We start from the raw sequence: 25,533 nt of genomic DNA on the forward strand, positions 1-25,533 counted from the left end.
GTCATCAGTGCCCGCGTCGACACGTACCTCGTCCGCCGGCAACGCGCCGCACGCATCCGCGTCGCGGTCCGCCGCGGTGGTGACGCCGTCACCGTCCTCACCGCCGTCGACCGGGCCATCACCGTCCTGGACCGCACCCTCGGCCGGCAGATCCCGGTCCTCGTCCACCTCACCGGCGGCACCCGCTCCACCCTCGCCAAATCCACCCGCGTCCACTGACAGCCGTACCGAACGGAGAACACCACGATGGCGAACCGCAATCACGACCGCGCCACGGACGAACCCGTCAGCGAGTCCACGTCAGAACAACGACGCGAGGACGCCGCCGCCTGGTCGCCCCTGGCCCGCTACGCGTCCGAGTTCTTCGGCACGTTCCTCCTCGTGCTCGGTGGTGTCGGCACCGCGCTGTTCGCCGCGAACGTCCCGAGTGCCACGGACAACCAGCAGGGCGTCGGCTACCTCGGCGTGGCCCTCGCGTTCGGACTCACGCTCGTGGCCGGGATCTCGGCCGTCGGGCACATCTCCGGCGGTCACTTCAACCCTGCGGTCACGCTCGGTCTGCTCGCCGCGGGCCGCACCGATGCCCGCCACGTCGCCGGCTACATCGTCGCCCAGATCGTCGGTGGGCTCGCCGCGACGAGCATCATCGCCGCGGTGCTCTCCGGCAAGCCGGGGGCCTTCGCGGCCGCTCGTGACGGGGGATTCGCCTCGAACGGGTACGGATCGGCGAGCCCCGGCGGGTACGGCCTCGGGTCGGTGTTCCTGGCCGAGGCGGTCCTGACCGGTGTCTTCATCGCCGTCATCCTCTCGATCACCGCCAAGCGGGAGTACCAGGCCGTCGCGCCGATCGGGATCGGGCTCACCCTGACGCTGATCCACCTCGTGAGCATCCCGATCAGCAACACCAGCGTGAACCCGGCGCGCTCGATCGCCGCGGCCGTCTACGGCGGGGCGACGCCGCTCGCGCAGCTCTGGGTCTTCATCGTCGCCCCGATCGTCGGTGCCGTCGTCGCCGGTGTCATCGTCCGCGTGAGCGGTCGGCGCCAGCTCACCAGCTGACGACCGCCGCATCGCGGGACGCCCCGCCGGTCCACACCGGACCGGCGGGGCGTACGTTCTGCGACACCGCTACCGACCACCTCGGCCGGACGACCACCGACCACCGGGAGAACGCATGAGCTCACGCACCACGACCGCTTCCGTCACCGCCAAGACCCTGCTCCGCATCGCCCTCGGCGCCGTCCTCGTGTCGCACGGCTCCCAGAAGCTCTTCGGCGCGTTCGGCGGCGGCGGCATCGATGGCACCGCCCAGGGCATGCACCAGATGGGGTTCCGGCCCGGCCGCCGCAACGCCGTCCTGGCCGGGATCGGCGAGGCCGGCTCCGGTGCCGCCCTCGCGCTCGGCCTGGCCACCCCGATCGCCGGTGCGGGCGCCGCGACGACCATGGGTGTCGCGTCGAGCGTGCACACCCCGAACGGCTTCTTCAACGCCGACGGCGGGTTCGAGTTCCCGGCGTTCCTCGGCTTCTCGGCGGCGATGTTCGCCCTCGGCGGCCCCGGTCCGGTGTCCCTCGACCACGCGTCCGGCCACGTCTTCGACCGCCCGTGGCTGCGGGGACTCGCCCTCGCGGCGGTCCCGGTGGCGATCGCGGTCCAGGTCGCGCAGCGTCGGAAGGCGCTCGCCTCGGAACCGGCGGCTGCCGACGAGTCGTAGGACGTGACGGACGGGAGGCGCGGTGCCAGCCGGCACCGCGCCTCCCGTCCGTCACGCGGTGGCGACCAGTGCCTCACGCACTGCGGATGCGGGTCGCCGCGACAGCGGCGGCGAGGATCACGACGCCGGCGAGGGCGAAGGCGAGTTGCATCCCGGTCACGAAGTGCGCCCGATCGGCCAGGAACGCGCCGAAGACCGCGATCGCGACCGCCCCGCCCACCTGGCGGAACGTGTTGAAGACGGCGCTGGCGGTGCCCGCACGGTCGGCGGGGACGCTCGCGAGGACGATCGAGGTCGCCGGCGGCATCGCGACGGAGCCGCCGACGCCGGTGAGGATCGAGCACACCACGACCGCGACGACCGATCCCGTCGGCGCGGCGACGATCCCGACGACCAGGCCGACCACCATGCAGCTCAGCCCCGCGACGACGGGGACGCGCGTGCCGAGCCGGTTCGCGAGCGTGCCGCTGACGACGTTGCCGACGACGCTGCCCACCGCCGACGGCAGGAACACGAGGCCGGCGACCAGCGGGGTGAGGCCGAGGTGCTGCTGGAGGAAGAGACCGAGGACGAACACGCTGCCGAAGTTGCCGACCATGAACGCGAACCCGACCCCGAGGGCGATCCGCATGCTCGACGACCGGAACAGGTCGAGCGGCAGCATCGGGTGTGCACCGCGCGCCTGGACGATCAGGAACCCGACGAGGGCGAGCGCAGCGACGACGAGTGCTCCGACCACCGGTGGCGTGCCGAACCCCTCGGCCCCGCCCTCGATCAGGCCGTACACGAGGCCGATCAGCGTGAGGAGCGCGAGCGCCTGGCCGAGCGGGTCGAACCGTGCCGTCCGCGTCACCGACGGTGCCAGCCGCGAGCGCAGCACGAGCATCGCGACGCACACCGGCAGGTTGATCGCGAACACGAGCCGCCAGTCGAACGTGGTGAGCAGTCCGCCCAGCAGCGGACCGACCGCGCCCGCGACAGCGCCGCCGACCGCCCAGATCCCGAGGGCGTGGGCCCGTTCGCGGGCGTCCGGGAACCCCTCGCGGACGAGCGCCATGGACGCCGGGAGCATCACCGCGGCCGCGGCTCCCTGGACGGCACGTGCCGCGATCAGGGCGCCGAGCGTGGGCGACAGTGCGCAGGCTGCGGAGGCGACGAGGAACCCGACGGTGCCCCACCCGATCGCGCGTCCCGCTCCGATCCGCTCGGACAGGTTGCCGGCGAAGAGCAGCAGCGACGCGAACAGCAGCGTGTAGGCGTCGATCACCCACTGCAGACCGGCGGTGCTGCCGCCCAGCTCACGGCCGATCCGGGTCAGCGCGACGGTGACGATCAGGACGTCGAGCGTGATGAGGAAGAACGCCAGCGCGGCGAGGAGCAGGGCGAGGCGCGGAGCAGTGGGGCGGAGCACGTCTCCGATGGTCGTGGATCGTCGACGCGTGGGGGATGCCCTGTCGGGGAACCCGTCGACCCGGCTCGGGCGGCTCGGGATCAGACTGTCGTGGTGCCGCTCAGCCGCGCCTCCTCCGCGTCGTACCCCGACCGCACCTGCCGCAGCACGAGGTCGTCGATCTCGTCGGCGTCCCGCAACCGCAGGAGCGTCGCGGCCTTGTGCCGGACCAGGGCGAGCTCGAGGGCGACCGCGGTGTCGTGCCGTTGCAGCGCCGGGTGGTCGTCGTCCTCTTCCTCGCGGGCCTGGATGACGTCGAGGTGCGCCTCGTAGTCCTTCCGCACCCGCTCCACGGTCGCACGGTCCGCGCCGGTCGAGCGGGCCAGGCGGGGGAGTGCGTCGAGCGCCTCCTCGATCGCGGTGCGCTCGGCGAAGCGGCGCTCCTCGCCGACCGACTCGTCCTCGGGCAGTGCTGCCCGGCGGAGGACGGCCGGCAGCACCAGGGCCTGCCCGACGATCGTGACGACGACGACCCCGGCGGTGACGAAGACGATGAGGTCCCGGTCGGGGAACGCCGCGCCGGACTCGAGTGTCCGGGGCACGGCGACGGCCATCGCGAGCGACACCGCCCCGCGGAACCCGGCGAAGCCGCTGACGAGCCGGTCCCGGTGGCCCTCGCGAGGTGCTCCACCGGACCGTCGGGTGACGAGCCACACCGTGCCGCCGGCTGCGTTGAGGAACGCGAACCGCACGAGCACGAGGGCGATCGACACGGCGGCGATCACGCCGGTGGCGCGCAGGAGCTCGGCGGGCTCCAGTGCCCGGGCGGCGACCATCGCCTCGATGCCGACGAGCACGAACAGCGCGCCGTTCAGCAGGAACGTCAGGAAGGACCAGAACGCGCGGACCTGCTGACGGGTCTCGGCGCGGTCGAGCTTCGGACCGACCTGGCTCACGACGATCCCCGCTGCCACGACCGCGAGGACGCCGGAGGCCCCGATCGCCTCGGCACCGAGGAACGCGACGAACGGCACGAGGAGCGTCACCAGGTTCTCGAGGACGACCGTGTCGACGCGCCGGAGCACCTGCGTGCCGAGCCACGCCGCGACCAGACCGGCCGCCACGCCGCCGAGGTAGGACAGCGCGAGCATGCCCGAGACGCCCCAGAACGTGAGCTCCTGCGTGCCGACCGTGACCGCGACGGCGATCCCGTAGACCACGAGGGTGGTGCCGTCGTTGACGAGGCTCTCGGCACGCAGCACCGTGACGTTGCGTCGCGGCAGCATCTTCGTGAGCACCCCGACGGCCGTGGCGTCGGTCGGGGCCACGGCGGCACCGAGCACCCAGGCCGGACCCCACGGCATGCCGAGCAGGTGGAGCAGGACGGCGACGGCCCCGGCCGTGACCACGACGAGCAGCGTCCCCATCAGGACGATGCCGCGCAGGTTCTTCCGGATCTCGCGCAGGGACGTCGTCAGGCTCTCCCAGTACAGCAGCGCCGGCAGGAAGAGCAGGAGGACGGCGTCGGCGGGGAGCTGCACACCCGCGAACTCGGGCACGAGGGCGAGCAGCGCGCCGAAGACGAGCAGCAGCACCGGCGGGGCGACCCGGATGCGGTCGGCGATGCCCGCCGTCAGGGCGATGGCGAGGCCGAGCACGACCACCAGTTCAGGTCCCAGCACACGCACTCCTCGATCGACCGACACCCCAGTCAACGCGGTGGGCGCTGACAGCGCACACGCGCGCCGGGCGGTGGTCGCGACCAGTGCCGGACGGGAGGCGCGGGTCGGGCCCGACCCGTGCCTCCCGTCCGTCAGACGCGCAGGTCCACCGCGGACGACGCGCGGACGCCGTCCACCTCGACGACCACCCGCTCACCCCAGAACGCGACGCGGTCGCGCACGGCGGCGACCGCGGGGAAGGGGTCCGGGTAGGACCACGCGACGTCCTCGACGGTGCCGTCCGCGCGCCGGACTCCCCAGTACGCGGTCGCGTGGCCCTTGTACGGGCACTCGCTGGCGGTGTCGGTGGCGACGAGCTCGTCGAACCGGACGTCCTCGCGGGGCAGGTACCAGCGCGTCGGCAGGCCGGTCTCGTACACGGCGACGGGCGAACGGGAGTCGGCGAGCACCCGGTCGCCGTCGCGGACCACCACGTGCCGACTGCTCGGCAGTGCGTCCACCCGGTTGTGCGGGTCACGGGGATGGGTGATGACGCGCTCGTCCTCCTCGTACCAGGCGTCCAGGACTCCCGGGGTCCACGTGACGCCGAGCCACCCGTCGAGGCCGTCGTCGTCCCACGACCAGGCGACGTGCGGGACGACCCGGTCGGGGAGCCGGAGGTGGTACCAGCGTCGGGCCGGTCGGACCGGGCGCCAGGACCGACCCGGTGCGGGTGCGTCGTCCGCCGGCGACAGGAGGTCGGTGCGGACGTCGGCTCGCGGGATCCCGTACTCGGGGACCTTGTGGCCGGCCTCCCACACGAGGATCGGCGCACGGGTGTCGACGACCGTCAGGCCGTCGACGACCGCGCGGACCCAGCGGCTGCTCGGCTCCCACGTGAGGTGGTCCGGCAGGGCGGGGTGACGACGGCGGAGGGTGTCGGATTCGGCGGGCTGCGGCACGGGGCGATCATGCTCCTCGGACGCGGTCCGTGCGCACTCCTACGTTGTGTGACGTCGCGCAACGCTCCGTTACGTCGCCGCTCGTGGACCGTCGGTGGTGCGTGTTTGCATCACTCCACTGACGAGGGAGTGTTCCATGACGCACGTCGAACGGGCCGCCCGCGTGGCCTCGGTGCCACTGCGGATCGCGGTGTTCTCGCACGGGACGGAAGCGCCGCCGGCGAGCCGGGCGTACCGCGACGAGCTGGACCTGTTCGCCGCCGCGGAACGACTCGGGTACGAGAGCGCGTGGGTCCGTCAGTTCCACTTCCGACACGACGACGACCCGACCCGCGGCGGGCTGCCGTCACCGTTCGTCTTCTTCGCCGCCCTCGCCGAGCGCACCTCGACCCTGCGGCTCGGACTCGGTGCGGTGACGCTCCCGCACGAGGACCCGGTCCGCGTCGCCGAGGACGCCGCGGTGCTCGACGCGCTCAGCGACGGCCGGGTCGAGCTCGGTGTCGCGAACGGCGGCGGCCCGGAGACCCTCGACGTCTTCGCGCCGGACCTCGCCCACGCCGAGCACGAGGCACGTCGGGCGGCCTTCGACGCCCAGCTCGACACGCTGCTCGGTGCGCTCCGCGGGGAGCCGCTCGGGACCGGCACGGCCCGACTGAACCCGGACGGCAGCGCACTGCTGGACCGGCTCTGGGACGCCACCCTCACCGCCGGCAGCGCTGCGATCGCCGCCACCCGGGGACACGGGGTCCTGGTCGGCACCACCCAGACGGTACCGGCCGAGGTCACCGCCGCCGCCTACCTCGACGCGCTGCCCGACGGCGCGGTGCCGCGCGTGGCGCTCTCCACCGCGATCTACCCGGCTCGTGACCGTGCCACGGCGCTGCGCGAGGCCCGTGCCGGCATCGAGGCGAAGTACGCGTGGGGCGAGTCGTTCCTGCCCCCGGCGTCGACCCTGGCCGAGAAGGCCGCGTCGCTGAACCTGCACTACGGCACCGCCGAGGACATCGCCGAGTCGATCCTGTCGAAGCCGTACTCCCGGTACGCCACGCAGCTCAACGTGCAGGTCGAGCACGGCTACGCCGACCAGGAGCGTCGGCGCGAGGCCCTCGCGCTGTTCGCGGAGGACGTCGCGCCACGCATCGGGGCGACGGTGGGGCCGGTCGCACCGGCACGGACACGAGAGGCGGTGACGGCATGACGCGCGACGGCGGCCTCGTGCTGGGCGGGATGGTCTTCTACCCGGGCGGTGAACACGTCACGAGCTGGCGGCTGCCCGGCAGCGAACCGGAGCAGTACCTCGACGTGGAGTACTACGTCCGGTTCGCCCAGACGCTCGAGCGCGGCGGGTTCGCGACGCTCTTCATCGCCGACGAGCTCTACGTCTGGGACCGGTTCGACTCGGGCATCGACCACGTCGTGAACATCCGCACCGAGCCCTTCACGCTGCTCGGCGCGCTCTCGCAGCGGACCGAGCACATCGGACTCGCCGCCACGGTGTCGACGACGTACAACGAGCCGTACCACGTCGCACGGAAGCTCGCCTCGCTCGACCATCTCAGCGAGGGTCGCGCCGCGTGGAACCTCGTCACGAGCGCCTCCGACGAAGAGGCGTGGAACTTCGGGCGCGACGCCAACCTCGACCACGCGGTGCGCTACCGGCGCGGGGCCGAGTTCGTCGACGTCGTGCAGGGACTCTGGGACAGCTGGGACGACGACGCCTTCCTCCACGACAAGCAGTCCGGGTACTTCGCCAAGCGCGAGGGCCTGCACGTCCTCGACCACCAGGGGGAGTTCTTCCGGGTGCGGGGACCCCTGAACATCGCCCGTCCGCCCCAGGCGCACCCGGTGCTGTTCCAGGCCGGCGCGTCCGAGGCCGGCCGAGCGCTGGCCGGGGCGAAGGCCGAGGGCGTGTTCACGCTCTGGCAGGACGAGCTCGCCGACGCGCAGGCGCTGTACGCCGACTACAAGCGGCGAGCCGTCGACAACGGTCGCGATCCGTCGTCGATGCTCATCCTGCCGGCCGTGTCGCCCGTCATCGGCGACACCGAGGCGGACGCGCTGCGCCAGCTCGACGAGATCGAGGAGCTCACGCCGGACCGCGTCTCGCTCGACCTGCTCTCGCACTACCTGCAGACCGACCTGTCCGACCGGCCGCTCGACGCGCCGTTCGAGCACGTCTTCGACGAGTCGTCGATCACCCAGTCGAAGTCGGTGTACGAGTCGATCCGACGCATCGCCGCGGACGCCACGACGCTGCGCGAGGTCTACCGGACGATCCTGCGGCGCCGGTTCCTGCCCGGAACACCCGAGCAGATCGCGGACTGGCTGACCGAGCGCTACGAGCAGGACGCCGCGGACGGCTTCATGCTCGCGTTCTCGTCGATCCCGGTGAGCGTGGACCGGTTCGTCGACCAGGTGGTGCCGGAGCTCGAACGCCGCGGCGTGTACGACCGCACGTACCGCGGGGACACCCTGCGCGAGCACCTCGGGCTGGCGCGACCGGCGAGCACGCTCCGGACGGCGGAGGTCTCGGCATGAGCGACCGGATCCTGCTCGGTGCGTTCGCCTTCCACCCCGGCGGCGCGCACGTCACCGGCTGGCGGCACCCGTCGTCGCGGCCGGCCGAGCACCTGACGATCGGCCACCACCGCCACATCGCGCAGAGCGCCGAGCGCGGGTTCTTCGACACGCTGTTCCTGGCGGACGGCCTGTACTTCTGGGACCGGTACCCGTCGGGCGTCGACCACTACGGCGCGCTCCGCCCGGAGCCGTTCACCCTGCTCGCGGCGCTGTCCCAGGTGACCAGCCGCATCGGACTCGCGGCGACGGTCTCGACCACCTACAACGAGCCGTACCACGTGGCGCGGACGATCGCCTCCCTCGACCACATCAGCCGGGGCCGCGCGGCGTGGAACCTCGTCACGAGCCGCTACGACGAAGAGGCCCGGAACTTCGGCGGCGACGCGCACATCGACCACTCCCGCCGGTACGAGCGGGGCCGCGAGTTCGTCGACGTCGTCCACGGTCTGCTCGACAGCTGGGACGACGACGCGATCCGTGCGGACGCCGCGTCCGGGATCTTCGCCGACCGGGAGGGGCTGCACCGGCTCGACCACGACGGGGAGTTCTTCCGGGTGCGCGGTCCGCTCAACATCGCCCGGCCGCCGCAGGGCCACCCGCTGCTGTTCCAGGCCGGCGGCTCCGAGTCCGGCCTCGAGCTCGCCGCCGACACCGCGGACGCCGTGTTCACGCGGGGTGGGTCCGCGGCCGACGTCCGTCGGTTCGTCGACGACCTGCGCGCCCGGGCGGTCCGACACGGTCGCGCTGTCGACGCCGTGAAGATCATGCCCTCGGTCATGCCGGTCGTGGGGGAGACCGCCGCCGACGCCCGGGCCGAGGCGGACGCGATCCTGGCGCTCACCCCGGACGCGCTCATCCTCGAGGACGTGTCGCACCAGATCGGCCAGGACCTGTCCGGGCGCGACGTCGACGTGCCGTTCGACTACGCCGAGGAGTTCGACACCTCGAACGAGACCCGGTCACCGAAGCCCGCGGTCGAGCGCCTGCTCGCGGACGGGCCGGCGACGCCCCGCGACGTCTACTCGTGGTCGTACCGGCGGAGCCTGCTCACCGGCACCGGGCCGGAGATCGCCGACCGGCTCGAGGAACTCGCGGACGACGGCGGAGCGGACGGCTTCATCGTGCAGTTCCCGTACCTGCCGGGTGGCATCGACCGCTTCGTCGACCACGTCGTGCCCGAGCTGCAGCGCCGCGGCCGGACCGCCACCACGTACGACGACCTCACCCTGCGCGAGCGGTTCGGACACCCCCGCGTGCCCGACCGTGCGCACCGCTGACCGCACCACCCCCTGCACCCCGAACCCCAGGAGCCAACCATGACCGTCGACCTCACGTCGCGGCGGCGTCGCCTCAAGCGCCTCGCCCTCGCGGCCACCGCGTCCGCCCTCGCCCTCACCCTCGCCGCGTGCTCGTCCGGCGGCGACGCCTCGTCCGGCTCGTCGGACGCCGGCACCTACACGCTCGGCCTCCAGGAGCCCGACAGCACCATCAACCCCCTCACCACGTCCGACTACAACGCGATGTTCATCGTCGGGCTGGCATCCGAGGGACTCCTCAGCCAGGACGCGCAGGGCAAGCTCGAGGGCCGGCTCGCCGACTCCTGGAAGGCCTCGTCCGACGGGCGCACCTGGACCGTCACCCTGCGCGACGGCCTGAAGTTCTCGGACGGCGCCGCCCTCACGAGCAAGGACGTCGTCGCGACGTTCGACTCGATCATCGGCACGGACAGCCAGTCGCCCGGCAAGTCGAGCTTCGAGGGCATCCTCGGGTCCGTCGCCGCGGACGGCGACTCCGCCGTGGAGTTCACGCTCGACAAGCCCTACGCCGACTTCCCGTACCTGCTCACCGGCTCGAACACGACGATCCAGCCCGCCGGCTTCACGGCGTCGACGAACTGGGCGAAGCAGCCCGTCGGTGCCGGCCAGTTCGTGCTGTCGAAGTACTCCGCCGGCCAGGGCGCGACGTTCACGAAGAACCCCGACTACTGGGACGCGAAGGACGTCGACCTCGAGAAGGTCGACGTGAAGTTCTACGCCGACGACCAGGCACAGCTGCTGGCCTTCCAGAGCGGCGAGATCGACCAGATCGCGTCGAGCCCCACCGCGACCTCGACGCTGCAGGCCTCCGACTACAACGAGACCAAGCCGTACTACAACAAGTTCGACGGCATCTTCCTCGACGTGACCAAGGCGCCGTTCGACGACCCGGACGTCCGCGAGGCGTTCGCCCTGGCGCTCGACCGGGAGGAGATCGTCAAGACGGTCTACGGCGGGAACGCCGAGGTCGGCAACGACACCACGTTCTTCCCGAGCTCCGCGATCCAGCCGAAGGGCCTCGAGCAGCGGTCGCAGGACGCGGCGAAGGTGCGGGAGCTCCTCGGCGGCAAGACCGTGTCGTTCGAGATCACCACGCTCGACGCCGAGAAGGCGCTCGCCCAGGTGGTGCAGCAGCAGCTCGAGGCCGTCGGCGGGTTCGACGTCACGCTCAAGGTCCTCACGAGCGCGCAGTACTACGCCGACGGGGCCGACACGCCGTGGCTCAACGCCCCGGTGACGATCACGAACTGGGCGCAGCGACTGCCGGCCCAGTACGTCGACCTGATCTACCGGTCCGGCGCCGCCTGGAACGCGTCGAAGTACTCGAACCCGGAGCTCGAGACCCTCGTCGACCAGTACGAGTCGACCACGTCGGAGTCCGAGCGGCAGGACCTCGCCGACCGGATCGCGACGATCGAGTGGACGGACCTGCCGGTGATCCTGCCGGCGTTCGCGTCGAGCAGCATCCTGCTGCAGAAGCGCGTGACGGGGACCTTCCGGTCCGGGCAGGACTTCCCGGGCGGATTCGACTTCCGCGGGATCGGGGTCACCTCGTCATGAGCACCGCGCGCCGCCGTCGTCTGCTGTCCCTCGTCGGCCAGCGGGTCGTCCAGATCCCGCTCGTCCTGGTCGTGGTCTCGATCCTCACGTTCTGGCTGGTCCAGGTCGTCCCGGGGGACCCCGGTCGGAACGCGCTCGGGCAGTACGCGACGGCGGCGCAGGTGCAGGCCTGGAACGTCGACCACGGACTCGACGGCTCCCTCGTGAGCCGGTACCTGCACTGGATCGGCGGGTTCGTGACCGGCGACTGGGGCACGAGCTTCGTGTACTCCGAGCCGGTGCGGGACCTGGTGCTCGGACGGCTCGGCAACTCGCTCCTGCTCGGCGCGTACGCCTTCGTCATCATGGTGCCGGTCGCCCTCGTGCTCGGCGCCGTGCAGGCCTACCGCCAGGGGCGCCGGTCGGACCGTGCCGTGACGGTGGGGCTGCTGACCGTCTCCGCGATCCCGGAGTTCGTGGTCGGGATCGTCCTGCTGCTGGTCTTCGCGGTCTGGCTCCGCGTCGTGCCCGTGCAGGCGTCCGGGGCGCCCGACGCAGGGTTCGGCGAGCGGCTCCGGGTGCTCACCCTGCCGGCGGTCGTGCTGGCCCTGGCGTACCTCGCCGTCCTGACCCGGATGGTGCGGGCCGGGGTCATCGAGACGATCCGGTCGCAGTTCCACCGGACCGCGGTGCTGAAGGGGCTGACGACCGGTCAGATCGTCCGGCGGCACGTCGTCCGCAACGCGCTCATCCCGACGTTCTCGGTGCTCGGGATCTACCTCGGCACCCTGCTCGGCGGGAGCGTGATCGTCGAGACGCTCTTCTCGTACCCGGGGCTCGGCGCGCTGCTCGTGTCGGCCGCCGAGCGGAAGGACGCGCTCCTGCTCGAGAGCGGCGTGATGCTCGCCGGAGCGCTGTCCCTCGGCGCGCTGCTGCTCACCGACCTCTTGTTCGTCGTGGTGGACCCCCGGATCCGGTTCGAACGGCGGGTCACCGCATGACCGCCGTCGTCCCCGGAGCCCTCGCCACCGACGCCCCGGTCGCCACCGGGCCGGAGCAGACCGCCGGGTCGCGCCGTGCCCGCCGTGGCTGGCGCGCGCTGCTGGGTCGCCCGACCTTCCTGGTCTCGGTCGCGGTCCTCGTCTGGTGGGTCGTCCTCGCCGTCGGGTGGCACGCGCTCGGGTTGCAGCCGTTCGCGAAGACCGGGGAACTCCTGCAGGCGCCGAGTGCGGCGCACTGGTTCGGCACCGACTCGCTCGGGCGCGACGTCTTCGCCCGGGTCGCGGCCGGAGCCCGCCCGGCGCTCGTGATCGGCCCGTTCGGTGCCGCGCTCGCGACCGTCCTCGGGGGCACGCTCGGGCTCGTTGCGGGCTTCCACCGCGGCTGGGTCGACACCGCCCTGATGCGGTTCTTCGACGTGCTCCTCGCGCTGCCGAGCCTCATCTTCCTGGTGGTGCTCGTGGGGGCGTTCGGCGTCTCGACCCCGGCGCTCGTGCTCATCGTCGGCGTGCTCTTCGCACCGGGCATCGCGCGCATCGTCCGCGCCGCGGTGCTCGTCGAGATGGGCAAGTCCTACGTGCAGGCGGCCCGGCTCCAGGGCGAGAGCGCGCTCCGGGCGATGCTCACCGAGCTCCTGCCGAACGTCGTCGGGGTGTTCGTCGTGCAGGCCGTCCTGAGCCTCGGTGCCGCCATCTTCATCACCGCGTCGCTGTCCTTCCTCGGCCTCGGGTCGCAACCTCCGGCCGCCGACTGGGGCCTCGACATCAACGCGAACCGCGCCTACCTGCAGGCCGCCTGGTGGACGGTCGTCTTCCCGGGCGTCGCCGTGGCGTCGATCGTCGTCGCCGCGAACCTCATCGCGGACAACCTCAAGGAGGTCGCCGAGTGAGCGAACCGCTGGTCCGGGTCGAGGGACTCACCGTCGCGTACCGCGGCGTCAGGGTCGTCGACGGGGTGTCGTTCACGATCGAGGCGGGCGGGTCGTACGGCCTCGTCGGCGAGTCCGGCTCCGGCAAGAGCACGGTGGCGGGGACCCTCACCGCCTCGCTCGGTCCGGATGCCGACGTCTCGGCGGCGGCGATCGTCGTCGACGGTTCGGACGTCCCCACGCTCCGGCGCGAACGGCTCCGGCGCTTCCGGCGTGACGTGGTCGCCGTCGTGCACCAGGAGCCGGGCCTCGCGCTGAACCCGACGATGCCCGTCGGCCGTCAGGTCGCCGAGGTGCTCCGTGCCACCGGGTCCGGGCGGGCCGAGGCCGAGTCGAGGACGGTCGAGGCGTTCACCCGCGTCGGTCTGCCCGACCCGGACACGATCGGCGTCCGGTACCCGCACGAGCTGTCCGGCGGGCAGCAGCAGCGCGTCGCGATCGCGATGGCCCTGGTCTCCCGGCCGCGGCTGCTCGTGCTCGACGAGCCCACGACCGGCCTCGACAGCACCGTCGAGGCCGGGATCATGGCGCTCATCGACGAACTGCGCGAGGAGACCGGCTTCGCCACGCTCCTCATCAGCCACAACCTGCCGCTCGTCGCCGCGCACTGCGAGCGGGTCGGTGTCCTCCGGCACGGCGTGCTCGTCGAGGAGGGCTCCGCCCGAACGGTGCTCGGTGCGCCGTCCGAGCCGTACACGGTGCAGCTCGTCGAGGCGTTGCCGGACATCACCGCGGGCAAGGCCGCACGCGGCACCACGGAGGACGACGTGCTCGTGTCGGTCCGCGGCCTCCGCAAGGAGTACGACGGTGCGGTCGCCCTCGACGGCATCGACCTCGACCTGCACCGGGGCGAGGTCCTCGGCGTCGTCGGGGAGTCCGGCTCCGGCAAGACCACGTTCGGGCGCGCCCTCGCCGGCCTCGTCCGGTTCGACGGCACGGTGACCACGGCTGCCTCCGCCGCGGGCGACGGCCCCGGGCGACGGACCCCGCCCGTGCAGGTCGTGTTCCAGAACGCCGACGCGTCGCTCAACCCGAGGCGGACCGTCCGCCAGGTGCTCGGCCGGGCGATCCGACTGCTCGGTGGCGAGGGCAGCGCCGAGGACCTCGCCGCCCGGGTCGGACTCGACGCCGCGGTCCTCGACCGCCGGCCGGCGCAGCTCTCCGGCGGACAGAAGCAGCGCGTCGCGATCGCCCGGGCCTTCGCCGGTCCCGTCCCGCTGGTCGTGTGCGACGAGCCCACCTCGGCGCTCGACGTGTCCGTGCAGGCGCGGATCCTCGACCTCGTCCTCGTCCTGCAGCGCACCACCGGGACGACGTGCGTCTTCGTGTCGCACGACCTCGCGGTGGTGCGTCGCGTCGCCGACCGGATCGCGGTCTTCGACGCCGGGCGGATCGTCGACGTCGGTCCGGCCGAGCAGCTGTTCGACGCGGGACGGCACCCGCGCACGCGGGAGCTGGTCGCGGCCGCGTTCGACCTCCGTCGGCGAGCGGGCCTGGTCGCACCGGTGCCCGACGGGGTGGTCGACGCATGACGCACGGGGACGGACGTCCGCGGTAGCGTGCCGCCATGAGCGACGACACGACCCCCGCCCCCGCGCGTGACTCCCGCATCGCCGTCGTGACCGGCGGCGGCAGCGGGATCGGCCGCTCCGCCGCACTCGCGCTGGCGGGCGACGGGTGGGCGGTCGTGGTCGCCGGACGGCGGCGTGGCCCGCTCGACGAGGTCGCGGCCGTCTCGGAGCGCATCGTGCCGGTCGTCGCCGACGTCTCGGTCGAGGCGGACGTCCGACGGCTCTTCGACGAGACCGTCGCGCGGTTCGGCCGACTCGACCTCCTGTTCAACAACGCCGGCACCGGGGCGCCGGCGACGCAGTTCGACGAGATCACGCTCGACACCTGGGACGAGGTGCTGGCCGTGACCCTCACGGGTTCGTTCCTCTGCGCCCGCGAGGCGTTCCGGATCATGCGGACCCAGACACCGCAGGGCGGCCGCATCATCAACAACGGCTCGATCTCCGCGCACGCACCGCGGCCGCTCTCCGCGCCCTACACGGTCGCCAAGCACGCGGTGGCCGGCCTGACGAAGCAGCTCCAGCTCGACGGTCGGGCGTTCGGCATCGCCTGCGGGCAGCTCGACATCGGCAACGCCGCCACCACGATGGGGTCGGGCGCGGCGGACGGGACGATGCAGGCGGACGGCTCGATCCGCCCCGAACCGACGATGGACGTCGCCGAGACGGGCCGGGCGGTGGCCTACATGGCCGGGATGCCGGCCGGCACGAACGTGCCGAACCTGACGGTCATGCCGACCGCCATGCCGTTCGTCGGTCGCGGCTGACACCGGACCGCTCAGCCCCGCGCGGCGCGCGCCCCACCGGGCAACGACCGCCGCGCCCGGCGCCACCACGCACCCCACGGCAGCGAGGTCGCGAGCGCCAGGCCGATCACGACGCTGCCGAACCACCCGACGACGACGCCGGGGATCGGCACGAGCAGGCTCGTCCACAGCAGCACCGCGAGGATGCCCAGCACGTACGCCGCCCCCGCCTTGAGGTACCGGAGCCGCTTCAGCCCCGACGCCTCGTCGAGCCGCGAGGTCAGGCGCGCCAGGAACACCGCCCCGACCCCGATCGCGGCGATCGCCACGGCTGCCTGCTCGAGCGCCCCGAGCCCGTCACCGCCGAGCACACCGGAGCCGGACAGGCTGTAGACCCCGTCGAGGATCTCGAACAGCATGAACACCACGAGCCCGCGTTCGAAGACGACCGTCGAGGCGTAGGCGTGGATCCGCCAGGCGCCGCTCCCGGTCCCGATCGACGCCGTGTCGGTCCCGTCCGTGCTCCGGAGCGCCCACGCCGCGATCCGCTTCGACCCGAGGTACGCGCCGATGCCGATCGTCCCGCCGAGGACCACCGGCAGCAGCGTCGGCGGGGACCACCCGGCGTCGACCCCCACGAGCACCGAGGTCAGCAGCACCCCGGCGCCGGCGGTGACCAGCGACCAGACGCGAGGGCGGGCGACCCGGGCGAGCCGCGCCTCCAGTCGGCCCAGCCAGGACCGGCGCGACGCGCGGTCCGTGTTGAAGAGGTACTCGGCGAAGACGAGCCAGATGAACGCGGCGCCGAAGGCGGCGAGGGCCGGCCGCACCTCGGCGAGGTGCGCCGAGAACGAGCCCGGTGCGAACACGGCCTCGCCCACCGAGCTCGCCGGGTCGGTCGCGTCGCCGACGGCCACCGCGGCCGGCGGGAGCAGCAGCCGCATCGCGAGGACGCCCGCGACGATGCCGAGCGACAGGAACAGCCGCCGTGCGGGGGAGTGCAGGCGCGACGCGATGCCGGCCATCGGGACCGACGAGTCGGCCGCCATCGCGATCTCGAGGAGTGCGAGCGCGACGAACGCGAGCGCGGCGGCCGGACCGAGCACGAACCACGCCAGGGCGGCGGCTGCGACGGTGGTGAGCAGGGGGACGGTCAGGAGCGATCTCGTGGCCATCAGCCCATCCAGCACCGTCGGCCTGGGTGGGCAGTGGAGCGCTCCTGGGCATCGGCCTGGAGGAACGGCTCGGTTCGCCCGGGACGGGTGACGGCCCGTCCCCACTTGCGGGGACGGGCCGTCGGGTCACGTCGGCAGGCGGCCGGGTGCGGCCTCCGGTGCGTCAGTCGTGGAACGTCTCGATGGACGCGCCGAGCGAGTTGAGCCGTTCCTGCAGCTGCTCGTAGCCGCGTGCGATGATGCCGACGTTGCGCAGGACGCTCTCGCCCTTGGCCGCGAGCATCGCCAGCAGGATGACCACGGCGGGGCGGAGAGCCGGCGGGCAGCTGACCTCGGCACCCGAGAAGTGCGTCGGGCCGGTCACGTCGAGCCGGTGCGGGTCGCGCAGGGTCACGCTCGCGCCCAGGCGGGTGAGGTCGAGCAGGTGGATCGCGCGGCCCTCGTAGACCCAGTCGTGCACGAGCGTGGTGCCCTCCGCCATCGCGGCGATGACCACGAAGAACGGCAGGTTGTCGATGTTCAGGCCGGGGAACGGCATCGCGTGGATCTTGTCGATCGGGGCGTGCAGCTCGGACGGGTGCACCGTGATGTCGACCAGGCGGGTGCGGCCGTTTGCGGCGGGGTACTCGTCGGTCACGTCGAAGCGCAGGCCCATCTCGGCCAGGGTCGCGAGTTCGATCTCGAGGAACTCGATCGGTGCGCGCGTGACGGTGAGCGTGGAGTCGGTGACGATGCCGGCGGTCAGCAGGCTCATGGCCTCGACCGGGTCCTCGCTCGGCCAGTAGTCCACGACCTCGTCGATGCGGCTCTTGCCGGTGATCCGGAGCGTGGTGGTGCCGATGCCCTCGATCTCCACCCCGAGGAGCTCGAGGAAGAAGCAGAGGTCCTGCACCATGTAGTTCGGGCTGGCGTTGCGGATGACGGTCTCGCCGTCGCGGGCGGCCGCTGCCAGGATCGCGTTCTCGGTGACGGTGTCGCCGCGCTCGGTGAGGACGACCGACTTCGTCGGGACCTCGGTGTTCGCCACGTCGACCTCGTACCAGCCCGACGTCGCCTCGACGTCGACGCCGAACGGGCGCAGGGCGATGAGGTGCGGCTCGACCGTGCGGGTGCCGAGGTCGCAGCCGCCGGCGTACGGCAGACGGAAGGACTCGTACCGGCCGCTGAGCGGACCGAGGAACATGAGGACGCTGCGGGTCCGGCGGGCGGCATCGGCGTCGATCGCGTCGAGACGGAGGTCGGACGGGGCGACGATCTCGAGGGTCTCGCCGTCCTCGGACCAGGTGACCGTCGCACCGAGGCTGCGGAGCACGTCGATGATGCGGTCGACCTCGACGATGCGCGCGACCTTGTGCAGTCGGGTCACGCCACGGTTCAGCAGCGAGGCGCACAGGAGCGCCACGGCGGCGTTCTTGCTCGAGTTCACCGCGATCGAGCCGCTGAGCTTGCGGCCGCCCTGCACGCGGAGGTGGGCACGCTGCGGGGCGCCGCCGATCGAGACGATCTGCTGGTCGAGGGCGTCGCTGATGCGGGTGAGCATCTCGAGGGACAGGTTCTGCCCGCCCTGCTCGATGCGGTTGATGGCACTCTGGCTCGTGCCGACGCGTTCGGCGAGCTGGGCCTGGGTCATGCTGCGACCCTTGCGGGCGCCCCGGATGAGGGCGCCGACCTCGCGGAGCGGGGCCGGGGTGGTCGGGGGAGCGACGATGGTGGTGTCGGTCATGAGGGGCACGCTAACACGCTCATGAGATAAATCGTGGGGGACAACGCCCAGGCTTCTCAGGATCGGGTCGGGAATACACCGTCTGTGAGAACTTCGTCGTCACCTGTCGTCCAGCGGAGCACATCGCCGTCGAACGTCCAGACGGTCGCGGCGTCGTCGTCGACCACCGGTTGCGGGTCGCGCAGCCACACGGTGGTGTCCGGCGTCCACCCGGCGATGACGCTCGCGGTGTCGGGGTCGACCGGGATCGCGGTGCCGGCTGCGCGGAGCCAGGCGCGGACCGTCACGTGGACGGCGTCGTGGGTCTCGGCGAGCGCGGACCAGTCCGGTGTCAGCCACCGTCCGTCGCGGCCGGTGGTGCGGTACCAGTCGTGCCGGCGCGTCGTGTCGCTCACGTCGACGGACCACCGGCGGCAGAGCGCACCCCAGTCCTCCGCGGAGTCGACCAGCAGGACGCGGACGTCCGGTGTCGGGTGGATCGGAGCGACGGTGGCACGCTCCCAGCCGAGCCCGTCCTCCACCGCCCAGAGCCCGATCGGGCCGAGGGTCCCGACGGCGGCGGTGGTGGTGACGAGCTCGGGCGGTGGTGTCGACCACCAGGAGCCGCTCACGTTCGCCGCGGCCGGGCGACGACGATCGCGGGGCCGCACGGCAGCCACCTCGGTCGTCAGTGCGCGGTGCCACGCAGTGAGGCTCCGGGCTGCTGCTCCCGGACCGGCGCCGCGGTCGGGGTGCCGCCCGTGCTCGCCGTCGAAGACCGTGCTCCATTGCGTCACCGCTCCGGGCGGTTCGACGACGGCGGTCACCGCGGGGAGGGACGCCCAGGTGCTCGCGAGCCGGGCGAGCGCCGGGGCGAAGTCGGACCGGGCGAGCAGGACGTCGGTCGCGTCCGGCTCCTGCCAGGACATCGCGGTGTCGGCCGTGTCCGCGAGCGCGCGGAGGACCTGCGTGGTGTCGATCGACCGCGGGTCGACCGTGTCGATGACCGCCTCGAGTGCGTGGGCGACCTCGAACGTCGACGGAGCGGGCTCCGGTCGGTCTGCACCGGGCCCGAAGAGCGAAGGAGCGTTTCCGCGATCACGGTCGAGGTGGTACTCCGCCCAGAAGCTCAATTGGTACAGGTGCTCGGCGACCGCGGACGACTCGTCGGCCGCGTGTCCGAGGAGCTCGAAGCAGAAGCGTCGGCCTCGGGGGCCCACGAGCAGGTCCTCGGGGGTGATCACGGCGTCAGGCTACTGCGCACGCCCTCGGTCAGGGGCGTGCGAGCCGGCCGCGCACGATCGAGTCGCCCGAGTGCGCCGGGTCGCCGTCGTCCGCCTCGGCCGAGACGTCGACGACCGGGAAGCGTGCGGTGTCCATGCCCGACGGGACCGTGAACCGCCCGCGGTCGCCGTCGAGGAACCCGACGCTGACGAGGCCGTCGAGGTCAGAGCGCATCATCCACACCTCGCGCAGGGCACCGGTACCCGTTCGTCCGGTCCCGCCGCGCAGGTCGACCACGAGCGAGAGCCGCCCGTCGCGGTCCCGTTCCAGCTCGGCGGTGCCACCGGCCCCGGACCATCCGGGCAGCGCGTCGAGCTCCGCCCGTGCGAGCACGGTCTCGGACGCCGAGCCGGGGAGCCCGGGCAGGGCACCCGTCGCCACGCCGATCCCGAGCACGATCGCGAACGCACCGACGACGGCCGCGACGGTCAGGAGGACGCGCCGACGGCGGTGGACGCGGGGCCCACCGGGGGTGACCCGTCCGCGGGGGCGGGTCGTTCCTCCTGGGCGGCCCACTCCGGAGACCGCGACCGGTGCGGGTGACTCCGCCGGGACGTCGCGCGGCGGACCGTCCCGGACCTCGGCGGCGATGCGGTCCCAGACCGCCTCCGGGGGCGCATCGAGCCGGACGTGGGAGGACGACCGCGTCACGGCGGCGACGCGCTGCAGGTCCGCGACCTCGTCGCGGCACCGGGCGCAGGTAGCGAGGTGCTCCGTCACGGCGTCGTCGGCCACGACACCGGAGACCGCGAGCATGGCGAGCGTCTCGTCGTCGACGTGCTTCATTCGATCACCTCGAGACGTGTTCGGAGCCGAGCCAGACTTCGGTGGATGTGACTCTTGACGGTGCCGAGGGGGAGTCCGAGCCGTTCGGCGATCTCACGATGGCTCAGCTCGTCGTAGAACGCCAAGCGCATGACCCGGCGTGGCACGTCGTCGAGCCGGTCGAGCTCGCCCGCGACCAGCGCGCGTTCGGCGAGGTCGAACTCGGACTCCGGTGCCGCCGCGGTCTCCTCGACGACGGTCGGGTCGGTGGTCCTGGCGTGCCGTGTCCGTTCCGCGAAGGCGTCCGCGATGCAGTTCCGGGTGATCCCGACGAGCCAGGCGCCGAGCGGGGCCCGCCCCGGGTCGTAGCTGGCACTCCGGCGCCAGGCCTTCACGAAGACCTGTTGCGTCACGTCCTCGGCCGCCGACTGGTCGCCCAGCGCGCGGAGCGCCAACGAGTAGACGAGCGGGGACCACCGGTCGTAGACGGCGCGCAGGGCGTCCTCGCTCCCGGCGCTGAACGCGTCGGAGAGCTCGCTGTCGTCCGGGAGGGTGGTCGTCACTGGATCCTGTCGCTGGCGTGGTCGTCGTCGACCGTGACCCGATCGTACGGCGGACGTGCTCGGTCCGGTCAGGCCGGCGTCGCGCTGATGATGAGGTTGCTCTCGTAGTGGTGGGTGGACTCGTCGAACACGCCGCCGCAGGAGACCAGGACGAGCCGTCGCGGCCCGTCGGTCCGGAACACCGAGGCCCACGGGAGGCCGCGTTTGGCGACGAGGGCGACCGAGTCGATCCGCCACCGGGTCCGGTCACCGGCCGTGTCGGTCAGGGTGACGGTCGTGCCGGCGGGGACGTCCCGGAGGTGGGCGAACGGTCCGACGCCGTAGCCGACAGCGTCGACGTGGGCGGCGATCACGACGGTCCCCGTGGTCGACGCCGGTGCAGCGCCGTACCGGTACCAGCCGGCGACGGCCGGATCGGGCGGCAGGGACATCCCGCCCCGGTCGTCGACGCCCTCGGGACGGACCTCGGCCCGCACCCCGGCCCAGTCGACGGCGATCCGGGACGGAGCGGCGACCCGGACGGCCGGCGGGACCGTGGCGCGGACCTGCGGCACCGCGGTCGAGAACGCCGACGGCACCGGGGTCGGCGTCGACGACGGACCGGTGACGATCGCGGTCGAGGGGTGCCCGTCGGGGGTGGGGGAGCCGCCCGACGAGCACCCGGTCAGGATGGTCGCGGCCACCGCGGCGACGACGAGCGCCGCCGCGGTGGTCCGGACCGGGGACGGCACGGTCAGTGACCCGAGTCCTGCCGCTGGTCCCCGGTCACGGTGCGGCGGCGCCGGAGCACCACCGCGCCGATCGCGACCGCAGCCGCGAGGGCTGCTGCCGTCCCGCCGACGATCCCGGCGGTGTCGGTCCGGTTCGTCGCGACGAGTCCGGCGTTGCCAGCCGGGACGCCGTTCGGCGTACCGCCGAGGTCCGAGATCGTCTGGGTGGCGAGGGCGAGGTTGCCGTCGTCGAGGCTGCCCCAGGCGTACACGATCGTGTCGGCTCCGGCGGTGACCGGGACGTCGGCCGGACCGATCACCGGGTCGGTCGTGCCGGTGGCGGCGACGGATGCCGAGACGGTGCCGGCGGGGAGCTCGAGCGCCTGCTCGTCCGGGTTCGACAGGTTGCTGACGACGGCCTCGCCACCGGCGAGCACGTCCACCGCGGGAGCGGCTGCGACGTGCCGGACGATCAGGCGGCCCTGTCCGGCCGGGGTGGCCGAGACGTCGTTGGTGAAGAGCGTGGCGGTGGGCTTCCCACTGGTGTCGTCGTGCGCGACGGCGGTGTAGTTCCCGCCGGCGTCGAGCGTGACGTCCACTGGGCCGATGACCGGCTCCGACGCATCGGCTGCGTCCGAGGCGGTGATCGCGAGCTGGTGGGCGCCCGCCGGGACCATCATCGGGCCGGCGAGGGTCCCCGGCGTGAAGTCGTCGAGGGCGCGCTTCCCGTCCAGGTAGACGTCGACGGTGACGTCCGGGACGGCGTGCAGGACGGAGAGCGTCGCGTCCCCGGTGGCGGCGGAGGCGGTGGCCGCCGGGACCGCGGCCGCAGCGGCGGCGAGCAGCACACCGGCGGCGAGGCCGGTGGCGAGTGTCTTGCGCATGTCGGGTCTCCTTCTGGCCCCTTCGGGCCGGTACGGACGACGTCGTCGTCGACGTCACACCGGCACTACCGGTGGACGCGGCCGATCGGATGCACCCGATCCGGAATCCGGCGTCGGCAGGTCACGCCGGTCATGCCGGTCATGCCTAACGACCGGCCCGGGCCCGCCGATAGTCCTCGGTGCAGCCCACGGACGGGCAGCATCCCGCCCCACGGACGGCGGCGGGACGATCGAGAACCAGGACGGGCCATGATCGTCGTCACACGACTCAACGGCAGCGGATTCGCTGTCAACCCCGATCTCGTGGAGCGCATCCAGGAGACGCCGGACACGACGCTCATCATGGTCGACGGCGCCAAGTACATCGTCCGCGAGTCCCTGGCCGACGTCATCGACCTGATCGCCGCGTACCGGGCACGCATCGTCGGCATGGCCTACGGGACGGACACCGCCGCTCGGGACGCCACCGGCCCGCAGCCGACGCTGGCACCGGTCGCCCCGATCCACGCCGTGTCCACCGACCGGGCACCCCGCACGCAGGACGGGGGTCGCTGACGTGGACATCGCGACGATCATCGGGATCCTGCTCGCCTTCGGCGCCCTGTTCGGCATGGTCGAGATGGAGCACGTCGAGCTCGCGGGGCTGTTCCTGCCGGCACCGATGCTGCTCGTGTTCGGCGCCACGATCGGTTGCGGCATCGCGAGCACGACCCTCAAGGACGCCATCGCCAGCTTCAAGGCCGTGCCGAAGGCGTTCACCGGCAAGGTCACCCCGCCGCAGTCGGTCATCGACGACGTGGTCGGGCTCGCCGAGACGGCCCGTGCGAACGGTCTGCTCGCGCTCGAGCAGGAGGCCGACAAGCACGACGACCCGTTCATGAAGAAGGCGCTGCAGAACATCGCGGACGGCACGGACGGCGACGAGCTGCGGATCCTGCTCGAGGACGAGATCGAGTCGAACGCCGCCCCGGTCCGGTCGGCCAGCTCGTTCTTCATGGGCCTCGGCGGCTTCGCCCCCACCGTCGGCATCATCGGCACCGTGGTGTCACTGACCCACGTCCTCGCGAACCTCGGCAAGCCCGACGAGCTCGGTCCGCTCATCGCGAGCGCGTTCGTCGCGACGCTCTGGGGCCTGCTCACCGCCAACTTCCTGTGGCTGCCGATCGGCGGCAAGCTCCGCAAGCTCGCGCAGCTCGAGGCCGACCGCCAGACGCTGCTCATGGAGGGGCTCCTCGCGGTGCAGGCCGGCAGCCAGCCGCGCCTGCTCGGCGAGCGCCTGACCGCCATGGTCCCGCCCGCGGCGCGCGGTGGGGACGCCAAGGGCGGCAAGGCGAAGGCCGGCAAGGGCAGCGACGCGGACGCCGACGACCAGCAGCTGGCGGCCTGACGATGAGCGCCAACCCCCGCGGGCGCGGTCGCGGACGCGCGAAGAAGTCGCACGACGAGGCCGAGCACCCCGACGAGCGCTGGATGGCCTCGTACATGGACATGATCACCGTGCTGATGTGCATGTTCCTCGTGCTCTTCGCGATGTCCACGGTCGACCAGCAGAAGTACATCCAGCTGAAGAACTCGCTCGCCACGGGCTTCGGCGAGGTGAAGTCGCAGAAGATCGACACGGCGTCGGGCACGGTTGTGACGAAGGACGAGGTCAAGGACGGCTCCGGGTACTCCGTCGACAAGTCCCAGGCAGACCACTCGACCGCGTCGTCCGGCACGAAGGACACCAACGTCGACCCGGCCTCCACCGTGGTGCCGACGACCGCGACGAAGGCCGACGTCGCCGCGGCGAAGAAGGAGCTCGACGACCTGCAGGCCATCGAGCAGGCGATCAAGGCGAACCTCGCGAAGGCCGGCCAGACGTCGAACGTGCAGTTCACGGTCGACGCCCGCGGGCTCACGGTCCGGCTCGTCGGCAGCGAGACGTACTTCACCACGAACAGCGCCGACCTGTCCGACCAGGCGAAGCGGATCATGGACGCCATCGCCCCGGTCCTGAAGACCAGCGGCCACGACGTCAGCGTCGAGGGCCACGCCGACCAGCGGAACTCCACCGCGCCGTACGCCACGAACTGGGAGCTGAGCGCCGCCCGCGCGACCGGGGTGCTCCGCGACCTCGTGGAACGCGGCGGGATGCCGGCCCAGCACATCCAGAGCGTCGGGTTCGGGTCGAGCCGCCCGCTGGCGAAGGGCGGGACGGACGCCGACCTCACGCTGAACCGGCGGGTCGACATCGTCGTGCTGTCGAACCAGGACCAGGACGTCAGCGCGCTGATGCCGGCCCTCGCGAAGGCGCAGGACGGGGCACGAGCCGGCTGAGCGCACCACCGCCCGCCCCCAGAAGGAGGCACAGCAGGGGCACAGCACTGACGGGTCTTCCACAGCGGACCGATAGACGCACCCGTGACCGAGACCCTGCCAGCGCCCGAGGTGTACGACTTCGCGCGCCCGTCGACGCTCGCCCGCGAGCACGCCCGGGTCCTCGAGCTCGCCTTCGAGACCTTCGCGCGCCAGTGGGGCACCCAGCTGACGGCGAAGGTCCGCGCGGTGAGCCAGGTCACGTGCGAGCAGGTCCAGATGACGACGTACGACGAGTACGCCGCCTCGCTGCCCGCGCTCACCGGCATGGTCCTGCTCCCCATCGCGGACGTCGTCCCGAAGGGCGTGCTGCAGGTCCCGCTCGACGCCGCGCTCACCTGGGTCTCGCACGCGCTCGGCGCCTCGAAGCCGCTCCCGACGCCGGACCGGACGTTCACCCCGATCGAGCAGGCGCTCGTCCGCAAGATCGTCGAGGACGCCCTCGACGACCTCCGCTACTCGTTCGGGGGCCTGCTCGCGCACGACGTCACCGCCGGCGGCTTCCAGTTCAACTCGCAGTTCGCCCAGGCAGCCCAGAAGGGCGACCTCATGATCGTCGCCTCGTTCACGATCCGCGTGGGGGAGCGCGTCGCCCCCGGCACGCTCGCGCTGCCGGCCGACGCCGTCCTGCCGCAGCTCGGCGAGGCCGCCGCCCACGTCACCCCCGCCGACGCCCGCGCCCTCGT

At 72.6% G+C, this 25,533-nt stretch carries 24 protein-coding genes and 1 pseudogene; 15 read left to right on the forward strand and 10 right to left on the reverse strand.

Annotated features, from left to right (window positions below):
- The 3 genes and pseudogenes from HWD93_RS14985 to HWD93_RS14995 all read left to right on the forward strand — a co-directional run.
- Positions 1 to 219 (forward strand): annotated as a pseudogene (locus tag HWD93_RS14985) (hypothetical protein); the annotation flags it as partial.
- 27 nt (positions 220 to 246) lie between these two features.
- Complete coding sequence (aqpZ, locus tag HWD93_RS14990; protein ID WP_261647242.1) at positions 247 to 1,059, forward strand: aquaporin Z; 813 nt, start codon at positions 247 to 249, stop codon at positions 1,057 to 1,059.
- Positions 1,060 to 1,174: 115 nt separating this feature from the next.
- On the forward strand, positions 1,175 to 1,714 hold the full coding sequence (locus HWD93_RS14995; protein WP_261647243.1) for a DoxX family protein: 540 nt from the start codon (positions 1,175 to 1,177) through the stop codon (positions 1,712 to 1,714).
- 73 nt (positions 1,715 to 1,787) lie between these two features.
- Here the strand turns inward: HWD93_RS14995 and HWD93_RS15000 are convergent, their stop codons facing one another.
- The 3 genes from HWD93_RS15000 to HWD93_RS15010 all read right to left on the reverse strand — a co-directional run bounded on the left by HWD93_RS15000 (position 1,788) and on the right by HWD93_RS15010 (position 5,727).
- Positions 1,788 to 3,125: an MFS transporter gene (locus HWD93_RS15000; protein WP_261647244.1), complete on the reverse strand. Its 1,338-nt coding sequence runs from the start codon at positions 3,123 to 3,125 to the stop codon at positions 1,788 to 1,790.
- An 80-nt stretch (positions 3,126 to 3,205) separates the two neighbouring features.
- Positions 3,206 to 4,786 (reverse strand): Na+/H+ antiporter, encoded by a 1,581-nt coding sequence (locus HWD93_RS15005; protein WP_261647245.1) that lies wholly within the window; start codon positions 4,784 to 4,786, stop codon positions 3,206 to 3,208.
- Positions 4,787 to 4,917: 131 nt separating this feature from the next.
- Complete coding sequence (locus tag HWD93_RS15010) at positions 4,918 to 5,727, reverse strand: DUF427 domain-containing protein (RefSeq protein WP_261647246.1); 810 nt, start codon at positions 5,725 to 5,727, stop codon at positions 4,918 to 4,920.
- A 136-nt stretch (positions 5,728 to 5,863) separates the two neighbouring features.
- Here HWD93_RS15010 and HWD93_RS15015 point away from each other — a divergent pair, with 136 nt between their 5' ends.
- Genes HWD93_RS15015 through HWD93_RS15050 form a run of 8 tightly spaced genes read left to right on the forward strand, consistent with a single transcriptional unit; the run spans position 5,864 to position 15,427 of the window.
- Positions 5,864 to 6,925 carry an LLM class flavin-dependent oxidoreductase gene (locus tag HWD93_RS15015; protein ID WP_070418888.1) on the forward strand — a complete coding sequence of 354 codons (1,062 nt, stop codon included), beginning with the start codon at positions 5,864 to 5,866 and terminating at the stop codon, positions 6,923 to 6,925.
- Positions 6,922 to 8,265 (forward strand): LLM class flavin-dependent oxidoreductase, encoded by a 1,344-nt coding sequence (locus HWD93_RS15020; protein ID WP_261647247.1) that lies wholly within the window; start codon positions 6,922 to 6,924, stop codon positions 8,263 to 8,265. Before HWD93_RS15015 ends, HWD93_RS15020 begins: the two co-directional genes overlap by 4 nt.
- Positions 8,262 to 9,584 carry an NtaA/DmoA family FMN-dependent monooxygenase gene (locus HWD93_RS15025; RefSeq protein WP_261647248.1) on the forward strand — a complete coding sequence of 441 codons (1,323 nt, stop codon included), beginning with the start codon at positions 8,262 to 8,264 and terminating at the stop codon, positions 9,582 to 9,584. The genes HWD93_RS15020 and HWD93_RS15025 overlap by 4 nt, the downstream gene beginning before the upstream one ends.
- Before the next feature lie 39 nt (positions 9,585 to 9,623).
- Positions 9,624 to 11,183, forward strand: a complete 1,560-nt coding sequence (locus HWD93_RS15030; protein ID WP_261647249.1) for an ABC transporter substrate-binding protein — start codon at positions 9,624 to 9,626, stop codon at positions 11,181 to 11,183.
- A complete protein-coding gene (locus tag HWD93_RS15035; RefSeq protein WP_261647250.1) occupies positions 11,180 to 12,163 on the forward strand; it encodes an ABC transporter permease in 984 nt (327 codons plus the stop codon). Before HWD93_RS15030 ends, HWD93_RS15035 begins: the two co-directional genes overlap by 4 nt.
- Entirely contained in the window at positions 12,160 to 13,050 is an 891-nt protein-coding gene (locus tag HWD93_RS15040) for an ABC transporter permease (RefSeq protein ID WP_229086580.1), read from the forward strand. The genes HWD93_RS15035 and HWD93_RS15040 overlap by 4 nt, the downstream gene beginning before the upstream one ends.
- A complete protein-coding gene (locus HWD93_RS15045; protein WP_261647251.1) occupies positions 13,047 to 14,621 on the forward strand; it encodes an ABC transporter ATP-binding protein in 1,575 nt (524 codons plus the stop codon). Before HWD93_RS15040 ends, HWD93_RS15045 begins: the two co-directional genes overlap by 4 nt.
- 35 nt (positions 14,622 to 14,656) lie before the next feature.
- Positions 14,657 to 15,427, forward strand: a complete 771-nt coding sequence (locus HWD93_RS15050) for an SDR family oxidoreductase (RefSeq protein WP_261647252.1) — start codon at positions 14,657 to 14,659, stop codon at positions 15,425 to 15,427.
- A gap of 11 nt (positions 15,428 to 15,438) precedes the next feature.
- Here the strand turns inward: HWD93_RS15050 and HWD93_RS15055 are convergent, their stop codons facing one another.
- The 7 genes from HWD93_RS15055 to HWD93_RS15085 form a co-directional block, all read right to left on the reverse strand.
- A complete protein-coding gene (locus tag HWD93_RS15055; protein ID WP_071301634.1) occupies positions 15,439 to 16,581 on the reverse strand; it encodes a DUF475 domain-containing protein in 1,143 nt (380 codons plus the stop codon).
- 163 nt (positions 16,582 to 16,744) lie between these two features.
- Positions 16,745 to 18,304: a UDP-N-acetylglucosamine 1-carboxyvinyltransferase gene (locus HWD93_RS15060; protein WP_070418895.1), complete on the reverse strand. Its 1,560-nt coding sequence runs from the start codon at positions 18,302 to 18,304 to the stop codon at positions 16,745 to 16,747.
- 56 nt (positions 18,305 to 18,360) lie between these two features.
- Complete coding sequence (locus tag HWD93_RS15065; protein WP_261647253.1) at positions 18,361 to 19,527, reverse strand: hypothetical protein; 1,167 nt, start codon at positions 19,525 to 19,527, stop codon at positions 18,361 to 18,363.
- A gap of 28 nt (positions 19,528 to 19,555) precedes the next feature.
- Positions 19,556 to 20,353, reverse strand: a complete 798-nt coding sequence (locus HWD93_RS15070) for an anti-sigma factor domain-containing protein (RefSeq protein ID WP_261647254.1) — start codon at positions 20,351 to 20,353, stop codon at positions 19,556 to 19,558.
- Complete coding sequence (locus HWD93_RS15075) at positions 20,350 to 20,895, reverse strand: RNA polymerase sigma factor (protein WP_229086573.1); 546 nt, start codon at positions 20,893 to 20,895, stop codon at positions 20,350 to 20,352. Before HWD93_RS15075 ends, HWD93_RS15070 begins: the two co-directional genes overlap by 4 nt.
- Before the next feature lie 68 nt (positions 20,896 to 20,963).
- On the reverse strand, positions 20,964 to 21,626 hold the full coding sequence (locus HWD93_RS19580; RefSeq protein ID WP_261647255.1) for a class F sortase: 663 nt from the start codon (positions 21,624 to 21,626) through the stop codon (positions 20,964 to 20,966).
- Positions 21,627 to 21,628: 2 nt separating this feature from the next.
- Positions 21,629 to 22,489: a DUF4397 domain-containing protein gene (locus HWD93_RS15085; RefSeq protein WP_092387230.1), complete on the reverse strand. Its 861-nt coding sequence runs from the start codon at positions 22,487 to 22,489 to the stop codon at positions 21,629 to 21,631.
- Between the two features lie 249 nt (positions 22,490 to 22,738).
- Between HWD93_RS15085 and HWD93_RS15090 the strand changes: the two genes are divergently transcribed.
- From HWD93_RS15090 to HWD93_RS15105, 4 genes are all read left to right on the forward strand, one after another.
- Positions 22,739 to 23,044: a flagellar FlbD family protein gene (locus HWD93_RS15090; protein WP_261647256.1), complete on the forward strand. Its 306-nt coding sequence runs from the start codon at positions 22,739 to 22,741 to the stop codon at positions 23,042 to 23,044.
- A gap of 1 nt (position 23,045) precedes the next feature.
- Entirely contained in the window at positions 23,046 to 23,876 is an 831-nt protein-coding gene (locus HWD93_RS15095; protein WP_071294618.1) for a motility protein A, read from the forward strand.
- 2 nt (positions 23,877 to 23,878) lie between these two features.
- The gene (locus HWD93_RS15100) at positions 23,879 to 24,808 is read left to right on the forward strand and encodes a flagellar motor protein MotB (protein ID WP_261647257.1); all 930 of its coding nucleotides are present in this window, start codon (positions 23,879 to 23,881) and stop codon (positions 24,806 to 24,808) included.
- Positions 24,809 to 24,892: 84 nt separating this feature from the next.
- Positions 24,893 to 25,533, forward strand: a 641-nt coding sequence (locus HWD93_RS15105; protein ID WP_261647258.1) for a hypothetical protein, incomplete at its 3' end; no start/stop codon positions are given.

It is taken from the genome of Curtobacterium sp. C2H10 (assembly GCF_025407985.1).
In the GTDB taxonomy this organism is placed as follows: Bacteria; Actinomycetota; Actinomycetes; order Actinomycetales; family Microbacteriaceae; genus Curtobacterium.

Bases quoted from the DNA above. Each gene is read 5' to 3' on its own strand.
- HWD93_RS15015 (WP_070418888.1), top strand. From the start codon at position 5,864: ATGACGCACGTCGAACGGGCCGCCCGCGTGGCCTCGGTGCCACTGCGG.
- HWD93_RS15085 (WP_092387230.1), bottom strand. From the start codon at position 22,489: ATGCGCAAGACACTCGCCACCGGCCTCGCCGCCGGTGTGCTGCTCGCC.
- HWD93_RS15055 (WP_071301634.1), bottom strand. From the start codon at position 16,581: ATGGCCACGAGATCGCTCCTGACCGTCCCCCTGCTCACCACCGTCGCA.
- HWD93_RS15100 (WP_261647257.1), top strand. From the start codon at position 23,879: ATGAGCGCCAACCCCCGCGGGCGCGGTCGCGGACGCGCGAAGAAGTCG.
- HWD93_RS15020 (WP_261647247.1), top strand. From the start codon at position 6,922: ATGACGCGCGACGGCGGCCTCGTGCTGGGCGGGATGGTCTTCTACCCG.
- HWD93_RS15070 (WP_261647254.1), bottom strand. From the start codon at position 20,353: ATGAAGCACGTCGACGACGAGACGCTCGCCATGCTCGCGGTCTCCGGT.
- HWD93_RS15090 (WP_261647256.1), top strand. From the start codon at position 22,739: ATGATCGTCGTCACACGACTCAACGGCAGCGGATTCGCTGTCAACCCC.
- HWD93_RS14995 (WP_261647243.1), top strand. From the start codon at position 1,175: ATGAGCTCACGCACCACGACCGCTTCCGTCACCGCCAAGACCCTGCTC.
- HWD93_RS15035 (WP_261647250.1), top strand. From the start codon at position 11,180: ATGAGCACCGCGCGCCGCCGTCGTCTGCTGTCCCTCGTCGGCCAGCGG.
- HWD93_RS15025 (WP_261647248.1), top strand. From the start codon at position 8,262: ATGAGCGACCGGATCCTGCTCGGTGCGTTCGCCTTCCACCCCGGCGGC.
- aqpZ (WP_261647242.1), top strand. From the start codon at position 247: ATGGCGAACCGCAATCACGACCGCGCCACGGACGAACCCGTCAGCGAG.
- HWD93_RS15050 (WP_261647252.1), top strand. From the start codon at position 14,657: ATGAGCGACGACACGACCCCCGCCCCCGCGCGTGACTCCCGCATCGCC.
- HWD93_RS15040 (WP_229086580.1), top strand. From the start codon at position 12,160: ATGACCGCCGTCGTCCCCGGAGCCCTCGCCACCGACGCCCCGGTCGCC.
- HWD93_RS15030 (WP_261647249.1), top strand. From the start codon at position 9,624: ATGACCGTCGACCTCACGTCGCGGCGGCGTCGCCTCAAGCGCCTCGCC.
- HWD93_RS15060 (WP_070418895.1), bottom strand. From the start codon at position 18,304: ATGACCGACACCACCATCGTCGCTCCCCCGACCACCCCGGCCCCGCTC.